The organism is Hyalangium versicolor, assembly GCF_020103695.1.
GTDB lineage: Bacteria > Myxococcota > Myxococcia > Myxococcales > Myxococcaceae > Hyalangium > Hyalangium versicolor.
In genome coordinates, this window is record NZ_JAHXBF010000015.1 from 11,813 (window position 1) to 38,321 (window position 26,509).

General features: G+C 68.6%; 16 protein-coding genes. 9 read left to right on the forward strand and 7 right to left on the reverse strand.

Translation table 11 applies throughout. The features are described from left to right. Window positions 1-21: 21 nt before the first annotated feature. The 6 genes from KY501_RS28970 (at window position 22) to KY501_RS53705 (ending at window position 12,369) form a co-directional block, all read left to right on the forward strand. The gene (locus tag KY501_RS28970; protein ID WP_224366719.1) at window positions 22-3,366 is read left to right on the forward strand and encodes an AAA family ATPase; all 3,345 of its coding nucleotides are present in this window, start codon (window positions 22-24) and stop codon (window positions 3,364-3,366) included. After that, entirely contained in the window at window positions 3,363-6,827 is a 3,465-nt protein-coding gene (locus KY501_RS28975; protein WP_224366720.1) for an AAA family ATPase, read from the forward strand. The genes KY501_RS28970 and KY501_RS28975 overlap by 4 nt, the downstream gene beginning before the upstream one ends. A 3-nt stretch (window positions 6,828-6,830) precedes the next feature. After that, entirely contained in the window at window positions 6,831-9,143 is a 2,313-nt protein-coding gene (locus KY501_RS28980) for an AAA family ATPase (RefSeq protein ID WP_224366721.1), read from the forward strand. A gap of 302 nt (window positions 9,144-9,445) precedes the next feature. Next, on the forward strand, window positions 9,446-10,045 hold the full coding sequence (locus tag KY501_RS28985) for an RNA polymerase sigma factor (RefSeq protein WP_224366722.1): 600 nt from the start codon (window positions 9,446-9,448) through the stop codon (window positions 10,043-10,045). Then, the gene (locus KY501_RS28990) at window positions 10,020-10,217 is read left to right on the forward strand and encodes a hypothetical protein (protein ID WP_224366723.1); all 198 of its coding nucleotides are present in this window, start codon (window positions 10,020-10,022) and stop codon (window positions 10,215-10,217) included. The genes KY501_RS28985 and KY501_RS28990 overlap by 26 nt, the downstream gene beginning before the upstream one ends. 166 nt (window positions 10,218-10,383) lie before the next feature. Further along, on the forward strand, window positions 10,384-12,369 hold the full coding sequence (locus KY501_RS53705) for a glycosyl hydrolase family 18 protein (protein ID WP_304608648.1): 1,986 nt from the start codon (window positions 10,384-10,386) through the stop codon (window positions 12,367-12,369). An 8-nt stretch (window positions 12,370-12,377) separates the two neighbouring features. Here the strand turns inward: KY501_RS53705 and KY501_RS29010 are convergent, their stop codons facing one another. Further along, window positions 12,378-13,013 carry a DJ-1/PfpI family protein gene (locus tag KY501_RS29010; protein WP_224366724.1) on the reverse strand — a complete coding sequence of 212 codons (636 nt, stop codon included), beginning with the start codon at window positions 13,011-13,013 and terminating at the stop codon, window positions 12,378-12,380. Between the two features lie 134 nt (window positions 13,014-13,147). On the opposite strand from KY501_RS29010, the gene KY501_RS29015 reads away from it, so the two are divergent. The 3 genes from KY501_RS29015 to KY501_RS29025 all read left to right on the forward strand — a co-directional run bounded on the left by KY501_RS29015 (window position 13,148) and on the right by KY501_RS29025 (window position 17,589). Then, window positions 13,148-14,152: a GlxA family transcriptional regulator gene (locus tag KY501_RS29015; RefSeq protein WP_224366725.1), complete on the forward strand. Its 1,005-nt coding sequence runs from the start codon at window positions 13,148-13,150 to the stop codon at window positions 14,150-14,152. Between the two features lie 159 nt (window positions 14,153-14,311). Further along, the gene (locus KY501_RS29020; protein ID WP_224366726.1) at window positions 14,312-14,929 is read left to right on the forward strand and encodes an MEDS domain-containing protein; all 618 of its coding nucleotides are present in this window, start codon (window positions 14,312-14,314) and stop codon (window positions 14,927-14,929) included. A 20-nt stretch (window positions 14,930-14,949) separates the two neighbouring features. Further along, a complete protein-coding gene (locus tag KY501_RS29025; RefSeq protein ID WP_224366727.1) occupies window positions 14,950-17,589 on the forward strand; it encodes a hybrid sensor histidine kinase/response regulator in 2,640 nt (879 codons plus the stop codon). Window positions 17,590-17,595: 6 nt separating this feature from the next. Here the strand turns inward: KY501_RS29025 and KY501_RS29030 are convergent, their stop codons facing one another. The 6 genes from KY501_RS29030 to KY501_RS29055 form a co-directional block, all read right to left on the reverse strand. Continuing rightward, complete coding sequence (locus KY501_RS29030) at window positions 17,596-19,350, reverse strand: ATP-binding protein (RefSeq protein ID WP_224366728.1); 1,755 nt, start codon at window positions 19,348-19,350, stop codon at window positions 17,596-17,598. A 58-nt stretch (window positions 19,351-19,408) separates the two neighbouring features. Continuing rightward, window positions 19,409-21,952: a serine/threonine protein kinase gene (locus KY501_RS29035; RefSeq protein ID WP_224366729.1), complete on the reverse strand. Its 2,544-nt coding sequence runs from the start codon at window positions 21,950-21,952 to the stop codon at window positions 19,409-19,411. A gap of 101 nt (window positions 21,953-22,053) precedes the next feature. Then, on the reverse strand, window positions 22,054-22,851 hold the full coding sequence (locus KY501_RS29040; RefSeq protein ID WP_224366730.1) for a hypothetical protein: 798 nt from the start codon (window positions 22,849-22,851) through the stop codon (window positions 22,054-22,056). Further along, entirely contained in the window at window positions 22,848-24,128 is a 1,281-nt protein-coding gene (locus KY501_RS29045) for an ABC transporter permease (RefSeq protein WP_224366731.1), read from the reverse strand. The genes KY501_RS29040 and KY501_RS29045 overlap by 4 nt, the downstream gene beginning before the upstream one ends. Next, window positions 24,125-24,820 (reverse strand): ABC transporter ATP-binding protein, encoded by a 696-nt coding sequence (locus tag KY501_RS29050; protein ID WP_224366732.1) that lies wholly within the window; start codon window positions 24,818-24,820, stop codon window positions 24,125-24,127. Before KY501_RS29050 ends, KY501_RS29045 begins: the two co-directional genes overlap by 4 nt. After that, window positions 24,817-26,487, reverse strand: coding sequence for a DUF3352 domain-containing protein (locus KY501_RS29055; RefSeq protein WP_224366733.1), 1,671 nt, complete (start codon window positions 26,485-26,487; stop codon window positions 24,817-24,819). Before KY501_RS29055 ends, KY501_RS29050 begins: the two co-directional genes overlap by 4 nt. Window positions 26,488-26,509 lie beyond the last annotated feature (22 nt).

Genomic DNA, 26,509 nt, shown 5'->3' on the forward strand with positions numbered 1-26,509 from the left:
CCAGCATAGGATGCCAGCCACATGGCCTCCTCTGACGCCACCGGGACCCTGGACTTCGCCACTCCGCTCCTCTGTCAGCAGCTCTGGAACGGAAACCATCAGGCGTTTCCCGTCGCCGCACCCGCCCTGACGAGTCACGCTCCCACCCAAGAGGCCTGCCTGGCCGAGCAGCGGCTCTTCCTCGAGGAGTACCTCTCTCGCGCGGCGCCGGAGGTCCTCGCCCGCTTCGCCCTGCCCGACAAGGTCCGGATCGAGATGATCGAGGTGCTGGCGCCTCGGGCAGACCTGCCCAAGCGCCTCTTCAAGCCCTCCACCCTCGAATTGGCCACCCTCGTCGTCCCGCTCCCCCAGGAGACCTGGGCCTTCGTCCCGGCGCTCGATCACACCGTCTACGTCGGCCGCAACCAGGACGTCCTCGAAGCCGTCCGCACGGACGTGGAACGGCTCCTGGCCGCCCGCGCGCCGACCTCCCACGAGTACCTGCGGCTGCTCCCTCCAAAGTCGGCGACGCTCCAGACCGTGCAGCTCAAGCTCCGCCGCCAGGACGCTTTCAGCGAGAAGGCCCGCCAGGCCCGGAAGAAGCATCAGGAGAAGCTCGTGCGAGATCAGGCGCACGAGGTCCTCTCCTCCGTCTCCACGCTGATGCATGAACGGGAGGAGTCCAAGCGTGGCCCCCCGCTCGTCGGCCGGGACACCGAGCTGGCACTCCTGACGAACCTGCTCGGGGGGGAGAAACGGCAAGGCGTGCTGCTCGTCGGCCCGGAACTCGCGGGCAAGACGGAGATTCTCTACGCATGGCTGCGCGCGGAGCGAAAGGCAGGCCGCGAGCGTCGCGTGTATGCGACGAGCGGCTCGCGGCTCATCGCTGGCATGTCCGGCTTCGGGCAGTGGCAGGAGCGCGTCCTCCGGGTGATGCGTGCCGCGCAGGACCTGGATGCCGTGCTCTACTTCGAGAACCTCGGTGAGCTGCTCGCTCAGCACTCCACGGAGTCCATCGATCTGCCCAGCGCGATGAAGCCCTTCCTGGAGGAGGGAAAGGTCCGATTCCTGGGCGAGTTGGCGCCCGAGTCGCTCGACCTGCTCGAGAGCCGTCACCCCGCGCTCTTCGCCGCCCTCAGCCGGGTGCGCATCGAGCCGCTCGGATCCAAAACCACCTGCGATGCCCTGCGAGCACGGGTGGCCTGGCAGCGGCAGGCAGAGCCTTCACGGCCGACCCTGGCTGACAATGCCGTCGTGCCGCTCGTGGAGCTGGCCGAGCGCTACCTTCCCAGCCGCGCCCTGCCCGGCAAAGCCCTGCGCCTCTATGAAGAGATGCGCGCGGGCGTCCAACAGGAGCGTACCGGCGACGGCCAGACGCCCGTGCTCACCCGGGAGCGGGTCTACTCGCTCTTCAGCCTCAAGACGGGCGTGCCCGAGTTCCTGCTGCGAGAGGATCGCTCGCTCCTCGCCGGAGATGTGGAGGCGTACTTCCGCCGCCAGCTCATCGGCCAGGAATTGGCCGTACGCCGCGTGGCGGAAACGCTGTGCATGGTCAAGGCAGGCCTGCAACCCCAAGGCAAGCCGCTCGCCACCTTCCTCTTCGTCGGCCCCACGGGCGTCGGCAAGACGGAGCTGGCGCGGCTGCTCGCTACGTTCCTCTTCGGCTCGCCCGAGCGTCTGTTCCGCTTCGACATGAGCGAGTTCATGGATGCCTGGGCCGCCGACCGCCTCATCCGTGGCAACGAGCAGGGGGAAGGCCTGCTCACGCGGCGCGTCCGCCAGCAGCCCTTCTGCGTCCTCCTGCTCGACGAGATCGAAAAGGCCCACCCCGCGGTCTTCGATCTGCTCCTCCAGGTCTGCGGCGAGGGACGGCTCACCGATGCCCGCGGCCACACCGCCTGGTTCCACAACGCCCTCATCATCATGACCAGCAACCTGGGGGCCGCCCACCGCCGCAGCCCCATTGGCATCGGCACGTCGGCCGCCGATGACACCACCCACTACCTGCGCGAGGTCCACCGGCACTTCCGGCCCGAGCTCGTCAACCGCATCGATCAGATCATCCCCTTCCACTCGCTCACCTCCGAGCAGGTGGCGGAGGTGGCGCGGCTCGGCGTGGAGAAGCTGCGGCAGCGGCGCGGCATCATCCAGCGCGGCATCACGCTCGACCTGCCTCCCGAGGCAACCGCCGCCCTCGCCTCCTCCGGCTACCAGGAGGCCTATGGCGCACGGGCCATGCGCAGGCACCTGGACCAGCAGCTCGTCGTCCCCGTGGCCCGGGCGCTCTCCGCCGCGGGACCGGAGCTCCAGGGTGGACGCGTGGACGTCACCTTGCGCGATGGAGCGCTCGCGGTCGAACTCCAGAAGGGCAGCCCGAAGGCGACTCGCAACCAGCTGTACCTGGTCCGCGAAGTCCAGGCGGAACGCAGGGCCGTCGACACCCTCTTCCGGCTCGATGCGGTGGTGCAGATCGAAGAGCACATCGGCTTCCTCGTGGCCCAGCTCTCCCAGAGCGAGCGGGACGAACGCGGCCCGGGTTCCCTCACGCTCGCGAACCTCCGCGGTGAGCACCACCGGCTCGATGGACTCTGGAGACACGTGCAGCAATTGCGCTCGGCGCTCGTGGCCGCCGAGGAGCTCTCACTGATGGCCCTCTTCGAGCAGCAGGACGTCACGCCCTTCGTGGAAGAAGCCAACGCTCAGCTCGATGCGCTGCGAAGGAGCATGCCCGCGGTGCTGCTCGCGATGCAGTCCAGGCGGGATGACATCGCGCTGGTGCTCCAGGAGTGCGGTGAGCCCCGAGGCTTCGAGCACTGGGTCCTGCCGCTGCTCCTGGAAGCGCCCCGGCGCGGCTGGGTCATCGACGGCCGTCCCTCCGTGACGATGAAGACCAGCGATCGCAAGCGCAAATGGGGCGAACCCCTCAGCGCCGAGGATCTGAAGAAGGCCCTGGGCAACCCCGAGCGGAACTTCCGCGAGCTGCTCCTGACGATCCATGGGCCCAACGCCGGGGTGTTCCTGGCGCTCGAGGCGGGGGTGCACCGCTTCACGGGCGAAGGAGAGAGTGAGAACCCTCCCCTGCTCACCATCAAACCCGTGGCCATGCGCAGCAGCCTCTCCGAGAAGGAGCTCGCTCTCATCATCCCCCCCGTCGCCTTGCCGCTGAAGCAGCTGCGGCTCATGCCGCCGGTCCGCAGCCATCTGCCCGAGGCAAAGCTCGAGCTGTGCAACGGCGCCCGGAGGATGACACTCGGCACCCGGGGCTACTTCCCGGATCTCGAGCTCATCCTGCTCGAACACATCGATCAGGCCGAACGCTCCGGCGGACTCGACCGGGAAGAGCTCTTCTCCCTCGAACTCGACAAGGTCCGGGAGGCAAAGCGATGAACCTCACCATCGCCATCTACCAGAGCCGGGGGCCCTCGGGGCTCGAGTGGACCACCCTCGCGCTCGGCCCGTATACCCGAAGCCGCACGGGCAGGAACGCGATCAAACTACAGCGCAAGCTCGTGGATGAGTTGCGCAGCGTCATCGGCGAGCTCCCGGTCCGCGAGCTGAGCTACTTCCAGTTGCCGCGCGGCATCCACCTGGAGCGGGTGCGGCTCGAACTGGACTTCAAGCGCGTCCACACCGACGCCGAGACACGAAAGCTGGCGGGCGTCTTTCCGCTCATCCTCGAGCCGCGCATGCGCACGCGCACCGAGCCGTTGACCATCGCCTACCACCCCGCGCGCCAGGAGGAATGGTTCCCCGTCGACCCCGAACTCAGCCTCGAGGACCAGGCCAAGGCCTTCTTCACCCGCGCCTGGGCCCGGCTGGAGCCGTACACGCTCGAAGCCATGCGCTCCCAGCGCAAGGACAGCCTCCAGGCCGTGTCATTCGTGGTGCGGCCCAAGTCGCTGCTCGACGAGCTCGGCAAGAAGAAGGGCCCGTGGGACGATCTCGAGCTGACCGACCGGAGCGGCAAGAAGAAGAAGAAGTCCGGAGGGCTCCAGGTGCTCAACAACCTGGGCACGAACCTCACCGTCCAGGCCGCCGAGGAGACGCTCGACACGGGCATGCCTCGCAGCCCCTACCGTGAGCAGCTCCAGTTGCTGCTCGGGGGCGAGCGGCGCACGCCAGTGCTGCTCGTGGGGCCACCAGGCTCCGGCAAGCGGACCCTCTTCAAGCACTTCGCCGCCGACCAGCTCGAAGCCGAGGACTTCCGCAGCCACCGCAACCTGGACAAGGTCACCGAGATCTGGGCCGTCGCGGGCAAGCGCATCATCGCCGGCATGAGCTACGTCGGAGACTGGGAGCAGCGCTGCCTGGCGCTCCTGGAGGACTCGCGTGGCGGGCGGCGCATCCTCTTCGTCGAGGACCTGCATGCCTTCGGCCGCATCGGCCGCTCGCGAGACAGTGACGCCAACCTCGCCCTCTTCTTCCAGGGCCCGCTGTCCCGGGGAGAGATCACCCTCGTCGGCTCGATGACGCCCGAGCAGCTCCAGCGGCTGGAAACGGATGCGCCCTCCTTCGCCGCGCTCTTCACCCAGCTCCACGTCCGCCCCACCACCACCGACGAGACCCTGCGCATGTTGCTGCACGAGGGCCGCGAGCTTGAGTTGCGGCACTCTGTCTCCTGGGAGCCCACGCTCTTCCCGGCGCTGCTCGAACAGGCCAGCTCGCTCTTCGCCGGTGCGGCACTGCCGGGCAAAGCGCTGGATCTGCTGCGCGAGCTGGCCGTGGACTACGGCGGCGCAGACCGAGAGGTGGACTCGGGCCTGCTCTTCGAGCACCTCTCCCGCCGGACGGGGCTCCCGGACTTCCTGCTCCACCCGAACAAGCGGCTGGATCCCGAGGAGATCCACGCCTCCCTCTCCCGTAAGGTGATGGGCCAGCCGGAGGCGGTGGGCGTCGCGCGCGATCTCATCGTGCGCATCCACTCGGGGCTCACCGACCCTCGGCGCCCCTATGGAGTCTTCCTGTTCACCGGGCCCACGGGGACCGGCAAGACGGAGCTGGCCCGAGCCCTCGCGAGCTATCTGTACGGAGACGCGTCGCGCATGGTGCGGCTCGACATGGCCGAGTTCCAGACCCCGGATGCCGTCGCTCGGCTGACGGGGAATGCATGGCAGCCGGAGGGCCGCCTGACGCGCCTCATCCGCGAGCAGCCCTTCTCGCTCGTGCTGCTCGATGAGATCGAGAAGGCGCATCCGGCGCTACTCAACCTGCTGCTACAGACCTTCGACGAGGGCCGGCTCACCGACGCCTCGGGAGAGACCGCCGACTTCACGCACACGGTCATCGTGATGACGAGCAACCTCGGCGCCCGTCAGAAGGCCGTGGTGGGCATCGGCCAGCAGGATGCGCGCGCCGTGGCGCTCGACTCGGATCGCGCGGTGCGCGAATTCTTCCCCCCCGAGCTCTTCAACCGCATCGACCGCATCGTGCACTTCTCTCCCCTCTCGCGAGAATCCGGAGAGAAGGTGGTGGAGAAGGAGCTCGCGCGGCTGCTGGCGAGGCGCGGGTTGACGGCGCGCAACATCTTCGTGTCGGCGGATGACGCGGTGAAGCGGCGCATCGTCGAGGAGTCCTTCGATCCCGCCCTGGGCGCGCGGCCGCTCAAGCGCTACCTGGAGGAGAAGGTCGGGCAGGTGCTCTCCGAGGCCATCATCCGTGGGCCTCAGTCGCAGATGCGGCTGTTTCAGCTCTTCACCCGGGACGGGCGCTTCGAGGTGCAGGCCGATGCGCTCGTGCCCCGCGAGCCGGAAACGGTGGGCTTCGCGCTCGAGCCCCTATTGGGGCTGCCGGTGGCGAAGCTGCGCGAGAAGATCCTCGAGGCGCGGGAAGAGGTGCATCGCATCCGGCAGAGCGAGGAGTTGGGCGCGCTCTCCGAGCAACTCCGATTCCACCTCACCCGGCTGCAGGCGGGAGAACGAGAACATGCCGAGTCCGTCTACACGCTGGACTCCATGAGGCTGCTCCTGGAGGGATTCTCGGGGCAGCTGGAGGCCCTCGCACGAGCCCCCGAGGAGGAAGCGCGGGAGATGATCGAGGTCGACCGCTTCGGCGTCGAGAAGCATCCCTCGGACCAGGAGAAAGGCGTCTCGGGGCGCATCCGGCTCTTCGACCGGCGAGCCTTCGAGCCGGTACGGGCCGTCTCCCGAGAGGAGATCCTGGACGCGCTCGCGGAGGTCTACTTCCTGCGGCGCATCCTTCAGACGCTCTCCCGTCCGGACCAGCACACCGTCACGATGGAACTGCTCGCCCTGGGGCAATGGAAGCGGGAGGGGACCACCGGCTCGGCACTCGCCTCCTGGCTCGGCGAGGCCTATCGCGGCGCACGCGGCTCGTTCGAGACCTTTGCCGCTCGCCTCGCCGATGGCGCCCTGCTGTCGGGGAACTCCTACCAGGATCTGCTCGCGCTCGAGCAGTCCCCACTGGATCCCGTGCACATCGCGCTCAAGATGGTGGGTCCGGGCGTGCGGCCCTTCTTCGAGGGCGAAGCCGGGCTGCACGTGTGGCAGTCGTCCTCCAGCCTCCCAGAGGTCGTCAAGGTGCGTGTGCATGCCGCGGCAGCTCCCGAGCCCCTGGAGTTGATCATGCAGCACGACACGAAGCTCCAGGCCTTCCACAAGGCCCGCCAGGAGGGGCTCAGCTCCCTACCAGAGAACCCCGAGGCCGCCGTCCCCGTGGTCCGCGCCTACCGCTTCGACCCGCCCGCCCATCCCCACGCGATCGGGAGCCTGGAACTGGAGGACTACCTGCTCACCTACAGCGGCAATCACCGCGTGAAGACTCCGACAGACCCTCTCCCCGCGCTCTGGCGGCTGAGGATGACCCAGAACCCCTCGGACGGGAACCTCTGAGCCATGGCCGACAAGAGCCTTCGCATCTACTTCACCCGCCACCACGATGGCCGCCTCACGGGGCAGCTGCTGCCCGTGTGGGCCAGCTTCTTCGATGCGCCCGCGCCGTCCGCCTACGGCTCCAGCGAGGCCGAGGTCCATGCCCAGTTGGAGACCCGCGTCCGGGTGATGATCATCGAGGACCCCTCCACGCTCGACCGTTTCCTGTGGGAAGAGTCCCTGCAGGCCAAGACGCTCACGGTGGAGGTCCACCCTCAGACGGTGCACCAGAAGCGGCCGGTGATCGGCAAGGCGCTCATCCCGCTCCGGCTGACGTACGTCTACGGGAAGCTGGAGAGCGGCGCGTACCGTGTGCTCGTGCCACGCTTCGGCTGGTCCTTCGTGCTCGAGGAGCTGTCCATTGCCCGCGAGGTGCTGCAGCACGCGCTCGCCACGGCCCTGCTGGGCGAGCAGCCCAAGGGACTCTATGACTTCCGCCACGAGGGCGAGGAGTACGTGCAGAGCTGGGATCCGGGCGGGCTGGAGCAGGCCTCTCGGATGCGATCCTCCGAGGAATCCGTCCCGGAGGTGCTCACCCAGATCAGCGAGGAACTGACCTCGCGCGCGCTGGGAAGCCGTGCCCCCGCGCTGGTCTATGACCATGAGGCCCTGTCCCAGGAAGCGTGGCAGGTCTACGTGCGGCGCCAGCCTCCTCAGTCGCTCCTCCTCGTGGGAGGCCCAGGGGTCGGCAAGACGAGCTGGGTGCTGAAACTCGCACGGTGGTTCGCGGAGCGGCGCCGCGAGGAGAAGGGACGCGAGTTCCCGAAGATCTGGCGCACGAGCGCCGAGCGCATCGTCGCCGGCATGGTGTACCTGGGCATGTGGCAGGAGCGCTGCCTGAAGATCATCGACGCGCTCTCGTTCGAGAACCACTACCTCTATGTCGATCGGCTCACGTCTCTCCTGGCGCGGCAGCCGGATGGCTCGTCCATCGCCGACCTGCTCATCCCCGCGGCGGCCAGCGAGGAGATCTCCCTCATCGCCGAGTGCACCGAGGCCGAGTTCGAGCGCTGCCAGCGGCGCTTCCCCGAGGCGCTGCGTCCCTTCCGCATCATCCGCATCGAGGAGCCCTCCGCCACGGAGATGCCGGAGCTGATGCGGCGCTACCAGGAGACCCGGCGCAGCCGCGTCACCATCCACCCCATGGGCCTGCGACAGGTCGTGGGGCACCTGGAGATGTTCCAGCGCGATACCCTCTTCCCCGGCAAGGCCTTCCGCTTCCTGGACTGGCTGGACCAGCAGGCCGAACGAGGCAAGACGCGGACGCTCTACCCTCGCGACGCCTCGGAGGCCTACGCCCGCTACACGGGGCTGCCCCTGCAGCTCATCAGCGACGAGATCCCCACCGAGCAGAGTTCGCTCGCGGCCCAGCTCGCCCAGGGCGTCATCGGCCAGACGCAGGCCTGCGGGCTGGCCGCGGGAGTGCTCTCGCGGTTCAAGGCGGGACTCAACGATCCGGACAAGCCCGTCGGCACGCTGCTCTTCGTCGGTCCCACGGGCGTGGGCAAGACGGAGCTGTCCAAGCAGCTCGCTCGAACCCTCTTCGGCCACGAGGACCGGATGATCCGCCTCGACATGTCCGAATACATGCTGCCCGGCTCGGCACAGCGGCTGATGGAGGTGGGCCCCGGCGTCACCAGCCTCGCCGAGCGCGTGCGCCAACAGCCGATGTCGCTCGTCCTCTTCGATGAGATCGAAAAGGCCCACGCGGAGATCTTCGACCTGTTGCTCGGCATCCTCGGAGAAGGCCGGCTCACGGACAGCCTGGGGCGGCTGGTGGACTTCCGCATGACGGTCATCTGCATGACGAGCAACCTCGGCGTGGAACAAGCAGAGCCCGTGGGCTACGGCGCCGAGCGCAGCGGTGGAGACTTCCTGCGAGCCGTCCGGCAGGCGTTCCGGCCCGAGCTCTTCAACCGCATCGACCACGTCATCCCCTTCCGCCGGCTCTCCGAGGAGAACGTGCTTCGCATCGTCGATCTCGAGTTGGAGAAGGCGGCCTCGCGGGCGGGCCTGCTGCGGCGCAAGCTGCGGCTGGTCGTGGATCCGGACGCGCGGGCCTGGCTCGCGCGCAACGGCTATGACCCGAAGCTCGGAGCCCGCCCGCTCAAGCGACTCATCGAGGCGAAGGTGATGGCTCCCATCGCCGTGCGGCTCTCCGCCGAGTCCTCACTCGAGGGCGCGATGCTGCCCGTGGTCGTGGCTGGCAGCGCGGCGGAGAAGCAACTGAGACCGGAGCTGAGGGCGCTCGCGACGGTGCTCGGTTCCGATTCATAGCCTCACAAACGCCGTGCGCCGGGGCCTCGTGCAGGTACACCCCGGCGCACCGCCACGTGCATCCGCGCCCGCCTCCTGAGCCTCGCCCACTTTCACACTCCCGTGTTCCGTGAAGCTTGCCACTCACGCTGTGCTCTCGCGGCTGCTCACACGTAGCCGCGTGCCACCGCGGTGGAAAACTCGCGCCCGAAAGTGATTGCACAGAAGGGAAGCAGCGCCGTCGCTCCAGCGCTAGAGTTTTTCCCACGAATCTGGGTGACCCGGTTTGGCGGTTTTTCGCCACCATAAGGGGGATGATGAGTATGGCTCGACAAACAACAGACAACGGACGCGGGCACCCGTCTCCCCGTCCCCCCATTCACCGACGGCCCGGCACGGAGGAGTCCCTGCTGTTGGAGTTGCTGCCCCGCGTGCGCAACCTCGTTCGCTACCTGGTGCGCGGAGACGCGGACGTCGAGGACATCTCCCAGGAAGCGCTCGTCGCACTGCTGCACGGCCTGCCCGCCTATCGCGGAGACGGCCTGCTGCGCTCGTGGGCCGACCGCATCGTGGCGCGCACGACGTTCGCGTGGCTGCGGCGCATGCGTGACAGCCGCGAGGCGCGCGACAACGAGCCAGAAGCCCTGGTCTCCGTGCCCTCGGACGACGCGCCGCTGGATGAGCACGTGCACCGCCAGCACGTGGTGACGCTGCTGGATCGCATCCCCAACGAGCAGCGCCACGCCCTGGTCCTCCACCATGTGATGGAGATGAGCGTGCCGGAGATCGCGGCCGAGCTGGGCATCCCGCTCGAGACCGTGCGCAGCCGCCTCCGCCTGGGCCGAACCGCTCTGCGAACCCTGGCTGCCCAAGAAGAAGCAGAGGAGAGGACACCGCATGGACCACTCCACGGAGGACCGTGAGGAGCTCATGGAGTTTCAGCTCCTGCTCGACAGCGAGGCAGGCCCCGCCCGGCCCATCTCGCATCAACAGGCCGTGGAGATGGTGCGCGCCGCGCTGGAGCTCGCCAACAACCCACAGCCACACGACAAAGGTCCGCCACGCCGTGCACGCTCGCGTCGCACGATTCGCTGATACCGCACGTTTCCTGCGTGCCTGAAGCGCCAGAGTTGCTGTCTCAACTTCTAAAAAATCGGTGACCCATTCTGGGGGTTCATCGCCACCAGTACCGATGCGTGTGCAGCGCGCCATGTCGCTGCCAGGAAGAGCAGCACCGCAGCTCCCTCTCAGGAGGCCCCCCATGCGTCTCACCTCCGCGAAGCCCCCGTCCCTTCGCGTCATCCCCTCTGTGCTGCTCGGCCTCATGTTGGCGCTGGGCATGGCTCCGACCTCCACGGAGGCCGCCTCCTCCCAGGAGGTGCGCGCCGCCGTATCGCCTCGCATCCAGGTGGCCAGCTCTGGCTTCACCTTCCTCACGACCACGACGTGGCCCACCGGCTACTGCGCGGAGATGCGCGTCTCCAACACCACGAGCCAGCCCATCAAAGGCTGGACGGTGACGTTCCAGTTCGCGCCCGGGCTGAACATCACCTCGCTCTGGAATGGCAACTGGACCTACCAGAACTCGGTGCACACGGTGACGGACCAGACGTGGAACAACTCGGTGCCCGCCGGAGGCCAGTTGTCCTTCGGGTTCTGCGGTACCCGCACGGTCGCGGTCAGCGATCCCTTCAACTGCACGCTCAACGGCAAGCCGTGCGGCACTGGCGGTGTGCCCAATCCTCCTCCCGCCGGAGACACGCAGGCTCCCTCCACACCGGGCGGGCTGACGCTCGTGGCCAAGGCGCCGAAGAGCGTGACGCTCTCGTGGCAGGCCTCCACGGACAACGTGGGCGTCACCGGCTACGAGGTGTTCATGAATGGTGGCAGCACCGCGGTGGCCTCGCCGGCTGGGACCAGCGTGAGCGTGGACGGGCTGACGCCGGGCGCGACCTACAGCTTCACCGTGAAGGCGCGGGACGCCGCGGGCAACCGCTCCGCCGCCAGCGCCGCGCTCACCGTCACCACGCCTGGCCCCAAGAGGATCGTCGGCTACTTCGTCCGCTGGGGCGTGTACGGCCGCGCCTTCTACCCGAAGACGCTCGACACCAACGGCATGGCCGCCAAGCTGACCCACCTCAACTACGCCTTCGGCAACGTGGTGAATGGCAAGTGCGGCATCCTCGCCTCGCCGCTGGGTGACCCGTGGGCCGACTACCAGATGACCTTCGACGCGGGCATCAGCGTGGATGGCGTGGCGGACACCGCCACTCAGCCGCTCAAGGGCAACTTGAACCAGCTCAAGAAGCTCAAGGCGAAGTACCCGAACCTGAAGATCCTCATCGCCCTGGGCGGCTGGGATTGGTCCGGAGGCTTCTCGGACGCGGTCAGCACGCCGGAGAAGCGCCAGGCCTTCGCCGCGTCGTGCATCGATCTCTACATCCGCGGCAACGTGCCGGGGCTGCCGGCGGGCTCGCTGGCCGGAGTGTTCGACGGCATCGACATCGACTGGGAGTTCCCTGTCTCGGGCGGACTGAACCCGGGCCGTCCGGAGGACACGGCGAACTTCACGGCGGCGCTGGCCGAGTTCCGCCGCCAGTTGGACCTGGTGCGCCCGGGCCTGCAGTTGAGCATCGCCACCCCGTCGTCGCCCAAGGTGTACCCCTACATCCAGCTCGGCCAGGCGGCCACCTACCTGGACCACGTCAACATCATGACCTACGACATGCACGGCGGGTGGGACGTGCAGACGAACTTCCACGCGCCGCTCTACAACCAGAACGCGAACCCGGCGAAGAGCCTGAAGGACAGCACGCACGAGGCGGTGCAGGGACACCTGGCCGCGGGCGTGCCGGCCGCCAAGATCGTCGTGGGAGTGCCCTTCTACGGGCGCGGCTGGCAGGGCACTCAGGCGGGCTCGACGGGAGACGGCCTCTACCAGAACTCGTGGGGCCCGGCCTGGGGCAACCAGGACACGGCGGGCGCCAGCGGCATGTTCGACTACTTCTACATCCGCAGCACGCTGGAGGCTTCCGCCATCAAGCGCCGCCACGCCGAGGCGCAGGTGCCCTACCTCTACAACCCGTCCACGGGGCTCTGGGTGAGCTACGACGACCCGACGTCCCTGGGCGTGAAGGGCGACTACATCAACAGCAACGCCCTGGGTGGCGTGATGATCTGGGAGCTGAGCGGGGATGATCCGCAGGCCTCGCTCGTCACGGCGCTCAAGAACAAGCTGAACCCCTGACGCTCCGCTCAGGCTCGCACGTCCTGCTCGATCATGGCCCGAACCGCCTGAACCACCTCGGGCGGAGCCACTCGTGGCGAGCCGGCCTGGAAAGGCGGCTCCGGGTCGTACTCGATCGCCAACTGGATGGCCTGCGCCGTCGGCACTCCGAACTCCTTGCCCACCAGGGCCAGCGCCATGTCGATGCCCGCGGACACTCCGGCCGAGGCCACCCTCTTCCCATCGAACACGATGCGCTCCGAGACAGGCGTAGCCCCGAAGTCCCGGAGCTGATCGAGCATCATCCAATGCGTCGTGGCGCGCTTGCCCTGAAGCAACCCCGCCGCCCCCAGGATGAGCGAGCCCGTGCACACGGAGACCGTCCACCGGGTGGATGCATCCACCGCGCGCAGCCATTCGAGCACCCGCGCATTGGCCATCGTCTTCGACGGGTCCTTGCTCCCCGGCACGACGAGGATGTCGGCGCGGGAGACCTCCTCCAACTTCTTCTCCGCGTACATCCGCATGCCCGAGTCCGTCCGCACGAGCCCTGCCTCGGTGGCCACCAGGTGGATGCGCGCGTTTGGCACCAGGGCGAGCACCTGGTACGGGCCGATGAAGTCCAGCGGCGTCATGTTGTCGTAGAGCAGAAATGCGATGTCCATGGTGTGTCCCCCACACGGGTATCTGGAAGCGCCTCCGTGGCGCCACCGAGGCTCAAGGTACGCTTGTCAGCCGATGGCAGGGCTGCCAATGATTTGATGATTCCGGCCAACCCGGCCTTCCTCTGGGTGTCATCATGGCAGAGCCCGCACGCAGATCTCCTCAGCGCTCCCGGGATCGCCGGGTGCTCATCGCGGCCTTCCCGGACGTCCAGCTCCTGGATATCGCGGGGCCCTCGTCGGTGTTCACCACCGCCTCACAGCTCGTGAGTCCGAAGCGTCCTGGCTACCGGGTCGAGATCGCGGGCCTGCAGACAGGACCCGTGGTCACCGAAGGAGGAGTCATCCTCCAAGCGACAGTTCCACTCCACCGCGTACGGGAGCCCGTGGACACGCTGGTGGTCCCTGGCGGCATGGTGACCATGGCTTCGAGCAACCTGCCCGAACTGCCTCCGCTCCTGCGCGGGCTCGCCGAGCGCTGCCGACGAGTGACTTCTGTCTGCACCGGGAGCTTTCTGCTGGCCCGGGCGGGGCTCCTGGACGGCAAGCGCGCCACGACCCACTGGATGGCCTGTGACGATCTCCAGAAGCAGCACTCGCGATGCGAGGTGCTCCCGGACCGGATCTTCGTCCGCGATGGCCGGATCTGGACCTCGGCCGGAGTCACCAGCGGCATCGACATGGCCCTCGCGATGGTGGAGGAGGATCTCGGCCGCAACGTGGCCCGTCAGGTCGCCCGGCTGCTCGTCATGTACCTGCGCCGCCCGGGTGGGCAGAGCCAGTTCAGCGTGCAGCTCGCCTCGCAGTGGGCCTCGCGCGCTCCCATCCGCGAGGTGCAGGAGTGGTTGCCGGAGCACCTCCGGGAAGATCTCTCCGTGGAGACGTTGGCGCAGCGCGCGGCGATGAGCCCCCGCAACTTCTCGCGCGCCTTCCGAACCCAGGTGGGCGTCACCCCCGCCCGGTACGTCGAGCGGCTGCGCGTGGAGGCGGCGCGCACCTCCCTGGAGACGAGCCAGCGCACCATCAAGGAGATCGCCCGCGACGTGGGGTTCGGGACGCTGGAGACGATGCATCGCGTCTTCAAACGGACGCTCGGCGTGCCTCCGGCGGAGTACCGGCGCCGGTTCGCGGCCCACGCCTGACACTTCTCCCGAGCCCAAGCGTTCAGAATCAATGGTGTCCACTGCCCCGAGGATCGGGCACTCGATCGCGTCCTCAACAGCGAGCATCCCCGCCCTTGATGGCCTTCGCGCCAGAGCCGCTAGCTTCCCGTGACACAGACTTCTTCACGGAGGCCGCTCATGAACGACGTCACCCTCGCGGGCAGCAAACTTCACCACTACCACGTCGCGGCCTTCATCCGCTCTCGAGACGAGGAGTACGAGATCCTCCGGTCCTACATCAAGGAAGGCATCAGCGCGGGAGAGAAGGCGCTCCACATCTGCAACCCCGAGGAGCGGCACGATCACCTCCACCAGCTCGAGGCGATGGGCGTACCGACTGCCGACTGTACCCGGACCGGCCAGCTCGAAGTCCTCGGCTGGCAGGACGCCTACCTGAAGAACGGCCGCTTCGACGGGGACACAATGATGGCTCTCGTCGAGGAGACCATCAACACGAGCCTCGCCGAGGGCTTCGAGCGTGTCCGGCTCGTGGGGCACATGGAGTGGGCAAGCGAGAGCTGGCCGGGGGTGGAGCGGCTCATCGAGTACGAAGCACGCGTCAACCACTTCCTCAACCGGCTGAAGCAACCGGCGATCTGCGTCTACGATCTCACCCGCTTCAACGGCCTCACCACCGTGGACGTCCTCCGCACGCACCCGTTCGCCATCGTCGACGGCGTGCTTCGAGAAAATCCGTACTACGTCCAACCCGAGGCCTTGCTGCGCTCCCTGTCCGCCTCGGATCCCCAGTCCTGATGCGGAGAAGCGAAGCGCCCGTGCCCCAGCAAGGAAGCAGACTCCGGCTGTCGGAACTCGCCGAGCAGGGCGCCCTCGCTCTGCGGCGGCAGATCCATGATCTGTTCGCGCTGCTCGATCTCCCCGCGCACTGGAGAGACCGCGAGCCGAGGGAGATCGCCGAGAGCTTCATCGAGGTCATCGTCCAGTTGCTCCGGCTCGACGTGGCCCTCATCCGCATCCACGACCCGGAGGGCGCGATCGAGCAACACTTCCCCTCCGAGTTGGACGGGGCGGCGCTCCTGTCGGCCGTCCAGGGCTCGCCGGGCTCCCCGCCCACCCTGTTCCGGCTGCCTCGACCGAACACGGTGGGGCGCAGTGAGGCCCGTGTGGTGTCGGCCTCTCCGCTCGGGGAGCAGGGCGTGGTCATCGTGGGCTCGTGGCGGCAGAACTTCCCCACGGCCCACGAGCTCCAGCTACTCGAGACCGCCACCAACCAGGCCGCGCTCGCCATGCAATCCAGCCGCGAGGCCCGGGCCCAGCGGTGCCTCGTCGAGGAGCGAGGCCGGCTCGAGCGCATGAACCTGACGCTCGCCCGGCTCCACAAGCTCTCGGATGGGCTCTCGCGCACGCATACCTCCCAGCAGGTAGCGGACGTGATCCTCTCGCAGGGCATGGCGGCCGTGGGTGCCCAGGCCGGCAGCGTTTTCCTCCTCGATGAGACGCACTCCGAGCTGCGTTCCGTGCCAGGAACGAAACCCGACGACTCCTCCCCGCAGGCGCCCCGGCGCATCCCCGTGAAGGCGCAGGTGCCGCTCGCCGAGTTCTTCCGGAACAAGCATGCGCACATCCTCGTCCTCCCGGAGGGAGCTTCTCCGGAGTGCTACGGGCTGCCCCCCACCGGCTCGAAGATGGCCGCGCTCGTTCCCCTGGTGGTGGACGATCAGGGCCTCGGCATCTTGAGCCTGGGCTTCACCGAGGTTCGGACCATCTCCGAGGACGAGCATGCCTTCATCCAGGCCATTGCCCAGCAGACGGCGCAGGCGTGTGATCGCGCGCGGCTGCTGGAGGCCGAACACCGGGCGCGGCTCGAAGCCGAGGCGCGGCAGCAGCGCGCGGACTTCCTTTCGGAGGCGAGCGCCATCCTGGGCGCCTCGCTCGACTTCGAGGAGGCACTCTCGTGGATTGCCCGGCTCGTCGTGCCCCGCTTCGCCGACTGGGTCCTGCTCCAGGTGGCGGCCTCACCCTCTTCGGGAACCGAGGAACCTCGGACGGTGGTCGTCCACCGCGATGATTCCAGGACGCATCGCGCCCGTGAGTACGGCCGCTCCCTGCTCGCCGCGGGTGGAGAGCTGCGCCCCCGCCTCACGAACCACTCGGTCCTCGCACCGATCGCGGGACGCGGCTGTCCGCTCGGCGTGGTCATCTTCGGCACGGAGCAGCCGGGAGTCTACGGAGCGGAGACCCTGGCCATGGTCGAGGAGTTCGGATTCCGCGCGGGCGTGGCGCTCGAGCATGCCCGGCTCTTCGCGGCGGCCCGGGAGGCGGATCGCCGCAAGGACGAGTTCCTCGCGATGCTCGGCCACGAGCTGCGCAACCCGCTCTCGCCCATCCTCACCGCCCTGCAACTCATGCGGCAGAAGGAGCCGGAGGCCATGCCTCGGGAGCGGACGATCATCGAGCGGCAAGTCGATCACATGGTCCGGCTCGTGGATGACCTGCTCGACGTGTCTCGCATCACCCGCGGGAAGATCCAGTTGAAGCGCGGGCTGGTGGACACGCTGGGCATCGTGACGAAAGCCGTCGAGATGACGGCGCCCCTGCTCGAGCAGCACGCCCACCACCTCGAACTCGATCTGCCGGAGGCCCCTCTCTTCGTGGAAGGAGACGAAGCGCGGCTGGCCCAGGTGGTGGCGAACCTGCTCAACAACGCGGCGAAGTACACGGAACCCGGAGGCTGGATCCACGTCTCCGTGATGAACGAGGGGGAGCAGGCGGTGCTGCGGGTCCGTGACTCGGGCACGGGCATCTCCCCGGAGATGCTGCCCCGCGTCTTCGAGATGTTCGTGCAGGATGGCCGGGCGATCGACCGCTCTCAAGGAGGGCTCGGACTGGGCCTCGCCATCGTGCGCAGCATGGTCGAGCTGCACGGCGGAACGGTCTCCGCCCACAGCGAGGGAACGGGCCGGGGGAGTGAATTCATGGTGCGCCTGCCCCTCGCGAAGCCGTACTCCACGGGCTCCCGCGCCGAGCCCGCCTCCGCCCTCTCCCATCCCCCCGTGTTCAGCACATTCCCCACCCTGCGGATCCTGCTGGTCGACGACAACCGGGACGCGGCCGAGATGCTGGCCGAGGCGCTCCGCATGATGGGGTTCGTCACGCACACGGCCTCGGACGGGCCCTCGGGGCTGGAGGCGGCCCTGGCGTTCCGTCCGGACGTGGCGCTGCTGGACATCGGTCTGCCCGTCATGGACGGCTACGAGCTGGCGGAGCGGCTCCGGGCCCATGCGGACCTGCCGGACCTCAAGCTGATCGCGCTGACGGGCTACGGCCAGGAGTCGGATCGGAACCGCGCCCGCCAGGCGGGGTTCGATCTCCACCTGGTCAAGCCCGTGAACCTCGAGCACCTGCGCCGAGAGCTCCGAGGTCTCCTCGAAGCCAGGGACCGGCACGCCTCCTGAGGAGGCTCACTGCTCCTCGAGCAGCATCTTCAGCTCGCGCACGCGCCGGGTGACCTCGTCCCGGTCCACGCTGCGGAACTGCTCGGGCAGCAATTCGCGGCTGGTGCACTCCTGCACCGCCACCAGGTTCTGCAGCTCGATCTCCAGCGGATAGCTGGGCGGGATGAAGTCCGCCAACACGGCCTTCAAGTCGTCCACCGTGACCTGCTCGCGCCCCTCGGCCAGCGCGCGGAACTTCGCGCGCACCATCACCGCCTCGATGTCCGCGCCGCTGAACTGGCGGGTGCCCTCGGGGATGAGCGCCGCGAAGGACGGCACCTCCACGGACACGCCCGTCTTCTTCTGCATCACCTTGAAGAGCTCGTCCCGCTCCGCATCCGTCTGCGGGTAGAAGAGCGCCAGGTGCTCCTCCGCGCGCCCCTGTCGCTTCAAGTCGATGGGCAGCAGGTCCGGCCGCGCCGTCATCAGGAACCAGACGATCTTCCCGCGGTACTGCGTGTTGCCCATGAACGAGGCGATGGAGCCGAACACACGGCTGCTCGTCCCCGAATCGCCGCCGGAGTCCCGGTTGCCCAGGAAGGTGTCCGCCTCGTCCACCATCACCGCCACGGGCCACAGCGCCTTGAGCAGCGTGAAGATGCGCTCCAGGTTGGCCTCGGTGACGCCCTGCCACTGGCTGCGGAAGTTGAGGAACTTCACCGCGGGGATGCCAATCTCTCCGGCGAAGCTCGTCACCATGAACGTCTTGCCGGTGCCCACCGGGCCGCTGATGAGGTAGCCCATGGGCATCACCTCGATGCGGCCCTTCTTCAGCGCGTTGGCGGCGTGGCGCAGCATCTCCTTCGCCTTGCCGTGGCCGGCCACCGAGTCCAGGTTGTTCGAGGGCTCGATGAACTCCAGCAGGCCGTGGCACTCCGCCTGGATGAGCTCCTTCTTCTTCTCCTTGAGAAGCTCGGGAGTGATGCGCACCTCGCGCTCGAGCGCCTCGGTGAGCACCCGGTCCAGGTTGATGCGAGACAGGCCCGCCGTCATCTTCGCCAGGGCGGCCAGCGGCACGTCCGACACGGACTGCAGCCGCTTGCCCTCCAGCTTGTAGCGCACGTAGTCCAGCCGCTCCTCCTCGGCCGGCAGCGGCAGCTCGATGGGGGCCACGTACGGGTTGCGAGAGATGCGCGGAGAGACGTCCGCCAGGTTCTCCGCCAGCAGCACCACGGAGATGTCGTTGGACAGGAACTGCGGATCGTGCGCCCACTTGTCCAGCGTGGCCACCACGAACCGGTCCTCCGCGGACAGGTGGCTCATCTCCCCGCCGGGCACCAGCGTCTCCGCGAAGTCGACGATGAGCGCCATCGACTTGCCGTCGCTCAGGCGCAGGCGCAGGAAGTTCTCGAGGATCTGCAGCGCCCGACCCGGATCTCTCGGCAGCGACTTGGCGTAGTCCGTGCCGTACATGGCGTCGTACCCCGTCATGGCCCGCTGGAGATCCTTCTGCGTCTCGGGCGCGGCGGCACGGATGCCGGATGAGCGATCATAGAAGATGACGTGGTCCCTGCCGCCGAACAGCTCCTCGGCGAGGAACGTCTTCAGCGTGCCGTAGCCCCGGTTGCCGTCCTCGAGCGTGAGGGGCTGCAGATCCCTCACCGCCCCGTAGAGCAGGAAGGTGGAGACGGTCTTCGTGTAGTACTTCTGGGCCAGCTTCTGGGCCCACCGAGGCAGATCCGCCAGGGGATCCGCCTTGTTCCTGCGCGCTTTGGTCGTCACGGACGAATGTCCCTCCACCCCTCAGGGCCCCCGGCTCGCCTCTCTCAGGCGAGCACGGCTACTTGCAGCCAGGCTGCTTCTTCAAGGAGCCCTTGGCCACCGCCGGCGACTCTCCGGAGGAGGAAGGGCTCACCGGAACATCGGTCTCCTCGAAGCACCGCAACCGCAGCGTCACCTGCTTCACTCCCGCCGGCAGCTTCACCGTGGCCGGGGTGACGGCCCCCAGCTCCTTGCCGCTGGCGAGGATGGTGGCCCCCGCTGGCTCGGACTCCACGCGCACGGCGACCTCGGCCTGCTCCAGCCGCACCGTCACCTGGAGCGGCTCGGCTCCCTTGGGTGGGGCGTACTTCTGCTGGAACGTCCTGTAGCCCGGAGCCCTCACCTCGATGGCCATCTCTTCGCTGGCGGGCAGATCCCGGATGAACGAGTCCTGGGCACCCTGGGCACGAACGACCTTGCCGTTGAGCATCACCTGGGCGTCCTGCGGCACGGTGGCCAGCACCATGGACACCGTCTTCACCTGGGAGGCCATCGTCGGCACGACGGTGGTCTGCTGGCTCGGCTGGATGGTGACCACCTGGGAGAAGGTGTCATAGCCGTCCGCGCTCACCACCACGGCCACGGGGCCCGCGGCAATGGTCTGCAGAACGAAGCCTTCCGACACAGTGGCCGGCTGCGAGTTGATCGTCACCCGGGCCTTGCCCTTCAGCTCCTGCGGCAGTTGCACCACGATGAAGCCCGTGGCGGGCGAGCGCAGCACCAGGAAGAGGATCAGCCCCAGCATCAGCAGCGCGACACCGCCGATGGCTCCGAAGACCACGTTCCGGTTCTGGCCGAACAGCTGCCCGGGCGCATTCTCCTCCCGCGGCGCAGGAGGAGCCTTCGCGGCGGGCCCTGGCGGAGGCGTGGCCGAGGGAAGATGGGGCGGCGGCCGCGAGGCCGGCCCGGGATAAGCCGAGGCCCCGCCGGGGCTCAGGATGGGAGGCCCTCCTCCGGGCCCCTCGGAACGGGCGATGCGAGGCAGTCCCTCTCCCGGGTAACGGCCCGGCGGGGGACGCGCGGGCGAGATGCCCGCCTCCTGAGGCGGCACCGCGGGCATCCCGAACACGGAGGGGCGTATCTGCACGTTGGGCGTGGGCGTCACCACGGGGATGTTGCCGGAGGACAGGCGCGGCCCCTGCGACCCGGGGGGAGGACCGATGACAGCCGTCTTCCCCGTACCGGCGGGCTCTCCATCGCCCAGCTCCGCCCGCTCGGACTCCAGCGGCGTCACCGCGCGGCCGGGCCGGGCGCCGGGCTGCGTGGTGGGCTCGTCCTCGTCGTCGAAGTACTCGCGCGAGTCCACCAGCATCGTCGCGACGCCCTCGTCATCCTTGGGCGGCGGCGCGGCGGCGGCGGCCGTGAGCTTGGGCAGCGCGGTGAGCGAGGGCGTACGGCGAATGGCCTCCCCCCCGGCGCCCGGGGGGCCCATCACCGCGGTGGCGCCCGCGGCCTTGGGAAGCTCCATGGGCGTCTGGATCGGCGGAGCGACAGGCTGCGGGGGCGGCGCGGCGCTCGGCATGGGCGAGGTGCCGCTGAAGCCCGCCTCGATGGCGGCCAGCATCCCTTCGGGGGGCTTGATGCCCGCGTACTCGGCCAGGCGCTGCTTCTCGCGCTCCACGTCCTCGGCGAAGGTGGACTTCATGTACTGCATGAGGTCCTTGCGGCCGAAGATCGCGTCGTTGGTGATGAGGAAGCGCTGCAGGTCGTCGCCCAGCTCGCTGGCGTACTGGTAGCGCTCGTCCACGTCCTTCGTGAGCGCCTTGAGGACGATCTTCTCGAGCTGCTCCGGGATCCGGCGGTTGTACGTGGACGGCGGAGCCACCTCCGCCTTGCGCACCTTCTCCAGCACCGAGAAGTCGCTGTCGCCCACGAAGAGCCGCTCGCCGGTGAGCATCTCGTAGAGACACACGCCGATGGCGAACACGTCCGAGCGGCGATCCAGCGGCAGGCCGCGGATCTGCTCCGGGCTCATGTAGCCGAACTTGCCCTTGAGGATGCCGGCCTGCGTCTTGGTCGCCTTGCCCGCGGCCTTGGCGATACCGAAGTCGATGACTTTGACTTCCCCCTCGAAGGAGATGAGGACGTTCTGGGGGGAGATGTCGCGGTGGACGATGTTCAGGTCCCGCCCCATCCCGTCCTTCTTGCGGTGGGCGTAATCGAGGCCCTCGCACATCTTCGCGACGGTGTAGGCCACCAGCGGGATGGGGGCGGGCTCCCCCTTCTTCCGGCAGCGGTCGAAGATCGCCCGCATGTCCTTGCCGGGGATGTACTCCATCGCGATGAAGTAGCTGTTGGAGATGTGCCCCAGTTCGTAGATCTGCGCGATGTTCGCGTGGGCGAGCTGGACGCTGATCTTCGCCTCGTCGATGAACATCGAGATGAACTCGTCGTCCTCGGCGATGTTCGGGAGGATGCGCTTGATGGCGACGAGCCGCTCGAAACCTCCCGCGCCGAACGTCTTCCCGCGCCACACCTCGGCCATGCCGCCGATGTTGATGCGGTCGAGAAGGAGATACTTCCCAAATGGGATGGGTTGCCGCTTCGGTTGAGAGGTCGTCACGAGATTCGGGTCTCGGGGTTTGGAACCCGAGCCTAGCGATCGCGCCTCTACAGGGTCAACCTTCGTAGACCGTGTGTGGAACGTGTAGGCAAGCCACCCGGTCAGGGGCCCTGGCGAGCGTCCTGGCCCTCGCTGCCAGGCCCCGAGGGAGGGGGTTCCGAGCCGTCCGAGCCCCGAAAGGGCTCCTCCGGGGAGGGGGCAGCGGCGGGAGCCTCCTCGGCGGGCACGGGCTGGACCAACATGAAACGCGGTTCACCTTGGACGGAGAGGACGTCCGGGGTGCCGAAGCGGCGCTCGGCGGGGAGGCCGACGAGGGTGATCCAGGCGCCCTTGCGGCCTGGGGCCACGCAGTAGATGAGGGTGCCGGGCTGAAGCCCGGGGGCCGAGCGCACAGGGCCATCGCAGTCCTGGCGGACCTGGAGGGAGTATTGGGCGACGGGCTGCCCCCGCACGAGGTAGGGCGGGCGCCCAAGCTGCCCGAGCAGGGGGTTGAGCACGGCGGGATCGGCGGGGACGGCGTCCAGGGAGGCCTGCTGCTGGGCCAGGGTGTGGAAGGACTGGAGGGACATGGAGGCCAGGTCGAGGGAGCTCAGCGGAATGCGCCTCTCGGCGAAGACCAGATCCACGAAGAGTGCTCCCACCAGGAGGATGGGTAGCAACCTGTAGCCCTTGAAGTCGTCGCCCCGGCGACGCAGCAGCCCCCACACCGCCACACCCAGGGCAGCGGCGCTGGCGGCGAGCACGAGGATGGGGAGGCCGAGGTGCGGAAGCTCGGTGAAGGCGGCGACCTCGGCGGAGCGAGCCTGGAGGGCATCGGACAGGTCTCCTCCGTAGAGCCAGGCCAGCAGCCCCAGGCAGAGGGCATTGGAGAGGAGGACCTTTCGGGAGGGCAGCGTCATCCGGCGAGCGTCCGGGCGGGATCCGTGGCGGCGGCGCGACGGCTGGGGAAGTAGGCCCCGGCGAGCGCGGCGAAGAGTCCCAGCCCCACGCCTCCGAGCACCACGGGCCAGGGGAAGGAGAAGAAGCTGTCGGGCTTGAAGGGGAAGTCCGGCAGGTAGCGGGAGGAGAGCCGGTTGATGGCGAAGGCGAGCAGCAGCGCCGCCGCGGTGCCGACGGCCCCCCCAGCGAGCCCTACCACCCCCGCCTCGGCGAGGACGATGTTGCGCACATCCCCGCGCGAGGCCCCGACGGCCTGCATCACGCCGATCTCCTTGGCCCGCGCGCGCACGGAGGCGGAGAGCGCATGAGCGATGTTCACCGCGGCCAGCACGCAGATGAGGATGGACAGCAGCGCGAGCGCGGAGGTGGTGAGCGTCACGGCGGCGCCCGCATTCTCGGCCAGCCGGCGCTCCTGGTCGTCGATCTCCAGGCCCATCTCCTTCACCGCGGCGACGAGGGCCGAGACCTGGGAGGGATCATGCGCCACGAGCGTGACGCCGGTGAAGGTGTCAGCATCCACGCCGGAGGCGCGGTTGAGGCGGATGGCCGTCTCGAGCGGGATGGTGATGCCCGCGAGCAGGCCTCGGTCCGAGGCGCCGACGACCTGGGCCTGGGTGGGTGTGGTCGGGCCCCCGGAGGTCTGCGCCACGTAGGAGCGGTTGAACTCCACCGGGAAGCCGAAGCCGACGATCATCTGCGGGGAGATCTGCGGGAGCTTGCGGGCTGGGGCGAAGGTCTTGTTGTAGATCTCCAGGAGCCGGGTGGAGATGACGGCGGGGATGGGCTTGTCGGGTCCGGGGTCCTTGAACTCGCCGAGTTGCACGTCGGCGGAGACGAGCCCGGGGTCAACGCCCACGGCGAGCACCTCCATGCCCATGCGCAGCCGCGAGCCGAAGAAGGCTCCCTCGTAGCGGCTGACCGCGGGCACGCGCACGTTCATCTTGCGGTACACCTTCTCCACGCCGGGCAGGGCGGACAGGCGCTCCACCATCTCGGCGTCCAGCTTGCCGCCGCCGAGCAGCGAACCGAGCGACACCGCCGGAGGCACGACGTCCACGAGCCGTGCGTCCGTGGGGAAGATGCGCTCGCGGATGACCTTGCCCACGCCCAGGCCCAGGCCGACAAAGAAGACGAGCGCCCCGACGCCCACGGCCACGCCGAAGGCGGAGAAGAATGCACCGCGGCGCTCGCGGGCGATGCTGAGACGGACCAAGCGGGAGAGCGCGGAGAGCCTCATGACGCACCTCCGGGCGCGGGCCGTACGGGCTCCTCGACGAGCTTGCCCTCCTTGAGCCGGAGCACTCGGCGGGCGGCAGAGCTCATCCGCTCCTCATGGGTGACGGCGAGCACGGTGAGCCCCTCGCGGTGCAGCTCGTGGAAGAGCTGGATGACTCCGGCGCCAGTGGCCGCATCGAGGTTGCCGGTGGGCTCGTCGCACAGCAGCAGCTTCGGACCGGTGAAGAGCGCACGGGCGATGGCCACGCGCTGACGCTCGCCGCCGGACAGGCGCACCGGGGCACGGTCCTTCTTGGACAGCAGGCCCACCCGGTCGAGCATGGCCTCGGCGCGCTTGCGGCCCTCGGTGGAGACGGGGCCGAAGTGCGAGGGCATCAGCACGTTCTCCACCGCCGAGAGGTTGGGGATGAGGTGGAAGGACTGGAAGACGAAGCCCACGTGCGAGTTGCGGAAGCGGGCCAGCTCGCGATCGCTCAGCCCGCGCAGCTTGACGCCGCCCACCTCCACGTCTCCTTTGTAGTGCACATCGAGCCCGCCCAGCAGGTGCAGCAGCGTGGACTTGCCGCTGCCGGAGGGTCCCACCACGGCGACGAAGTCCCCCTGCTCCACCTCCAGGGACAGAGCATCGAGCACGCGGACCAGCGAGCCATCGCCGTCGTGGTACTCCTTCTGGATGTCTCGGGCGCGGATCACTTGGGCTCGGAGGGTTGGGGCTGGGAGGGAGGCGGAGTCTGGGCCGCGGGCGCCGGAGGGAGCGTCAGCTTCAAGGACACCTCGGCCTGGACGGCCCTCTCCTTCTGGGACAGGTTGAGCGTCACGGCGCGCAGGTCATCGGTGGCCTCGAGCCACCGGACAGCGGTGGCCTTGATGGCGAATCCACCCACGCCCCAGGCTTCGGAGGGAAGGTTGCGCACGGCATCCGCGAGCTTGCGCAGATCCAGCACCACGGAGAGGACCTGATCCTTCATCGCGCCCTGGAGGTCCTGCGACAGCGGGGGCTCGCCCGGCTTGCCTGCGAGGCCCGTGAGGGCGGCCTCCAGACGGGAGCGAGGCGCGGCGAGCACCAGCTTTCCACCCACGTCCGCGAAGTGCGCGCCCTCCCCGGCCCGATACGAGGTGAGGTAGACGCGCTTGCCGCCGATGTCCTCGGGCTTCACCTGGGCGCCGAAGTTGCCGGCGATGTCCGGCACCTTGGCGAGGGTGGCGTCGGCCTTGGCCGCGTCCTTGGCCTCGGCGACGACCATCATCTGCACATAGCGGAAGGGGCTGGTGCGCCGGATGTCGAGCTCGGGAATGCCGCTGCCGAACTGGGCCGTGGGAGCCAGCGCCACGCCCATGGCGATGCCGCTCTGGAGATTGTCGAGCACCTCGCCCTTGATATCGAAGTTGCTCTGCTGAACGGCGCGGGTGACGTAGGGGCCGACGATGTACGGCCACACACCGCTGAGGGTCGCGGGATCTCCGCGATAGCGCGCCACGAGGAAACTGTCCGTGGGCAGGTAGCCGAGCAGATCGGGCCCGTCCTTGGGGACGAGGGGCGCCAGCGCCTGCTGGGTGTCCGGCCACGGGGCGTCCGCGCGCACTGTGACGGCACGGTCCTCAATGATGCCGGTGAGGGTCAGCCCCTGCACGGTGCCCGGGCGCAGCAGCTCGGTGCCACCGGGGAGGTAGACGTGGAAGTCGCGCTCCTTCGGGAGTCGTCCGAGGGAAGCCGCCAGCACGGGCTCCTCGGCGAGAGACTTCTCGGGAGGCTGCGAGGCGAACGTGGCCAGCCGGTCGACGGTGGTGCCCGGGGCGACCAGGACGAAGTCTCCGATGAAGAGCAGGCCCAGCTGGGGCGTGGTGGCGCCCTTGCGGCTGAAGGTGATGAGCGTGCCACCACCGGCCTTCTCCTCCTTGCGATCGGGAGCCCCGAGGCGGTTGCGCGCGAGGTTGCCGAAGGTCTCCTCCAGCGTCTTCGCGTCCTTCACTCCGAGCACCGAGAAAGCCTGGGTCTGGGAGAGGAACGCCACCCCGGCCCCCTTCCCTGGGTCGATGCCAGCCTTCTCCATGGCCTGGCGGCTGCGCAGGTCGACGCCCACCTGCCGCATCACGGCGGAGACATAGCCCTCGGCGCTCTGGAAGTTCTGCAGCTGCGCGAGGAAGGAGGCGATCTTCAGGCCCTGGAAGCGCGCGAGCTTCTCGCCGAGCGCGCCGAGATCCGGGACAACGACGAGCGCTTGGGCCTCGCGAGGCAGAAAGCGCTCGACGGAGGCGGGCTTGCCAGTGGGTCCGGCCGGACCGCTCTCCTTCCCACAGCGAGAGCAACCGGCGAGCAAGGCGAGCAGGAGCAGGGACCAGGGGGAGACACGGCGGAGCATGGGGGCTGAGTGCAGACGGACC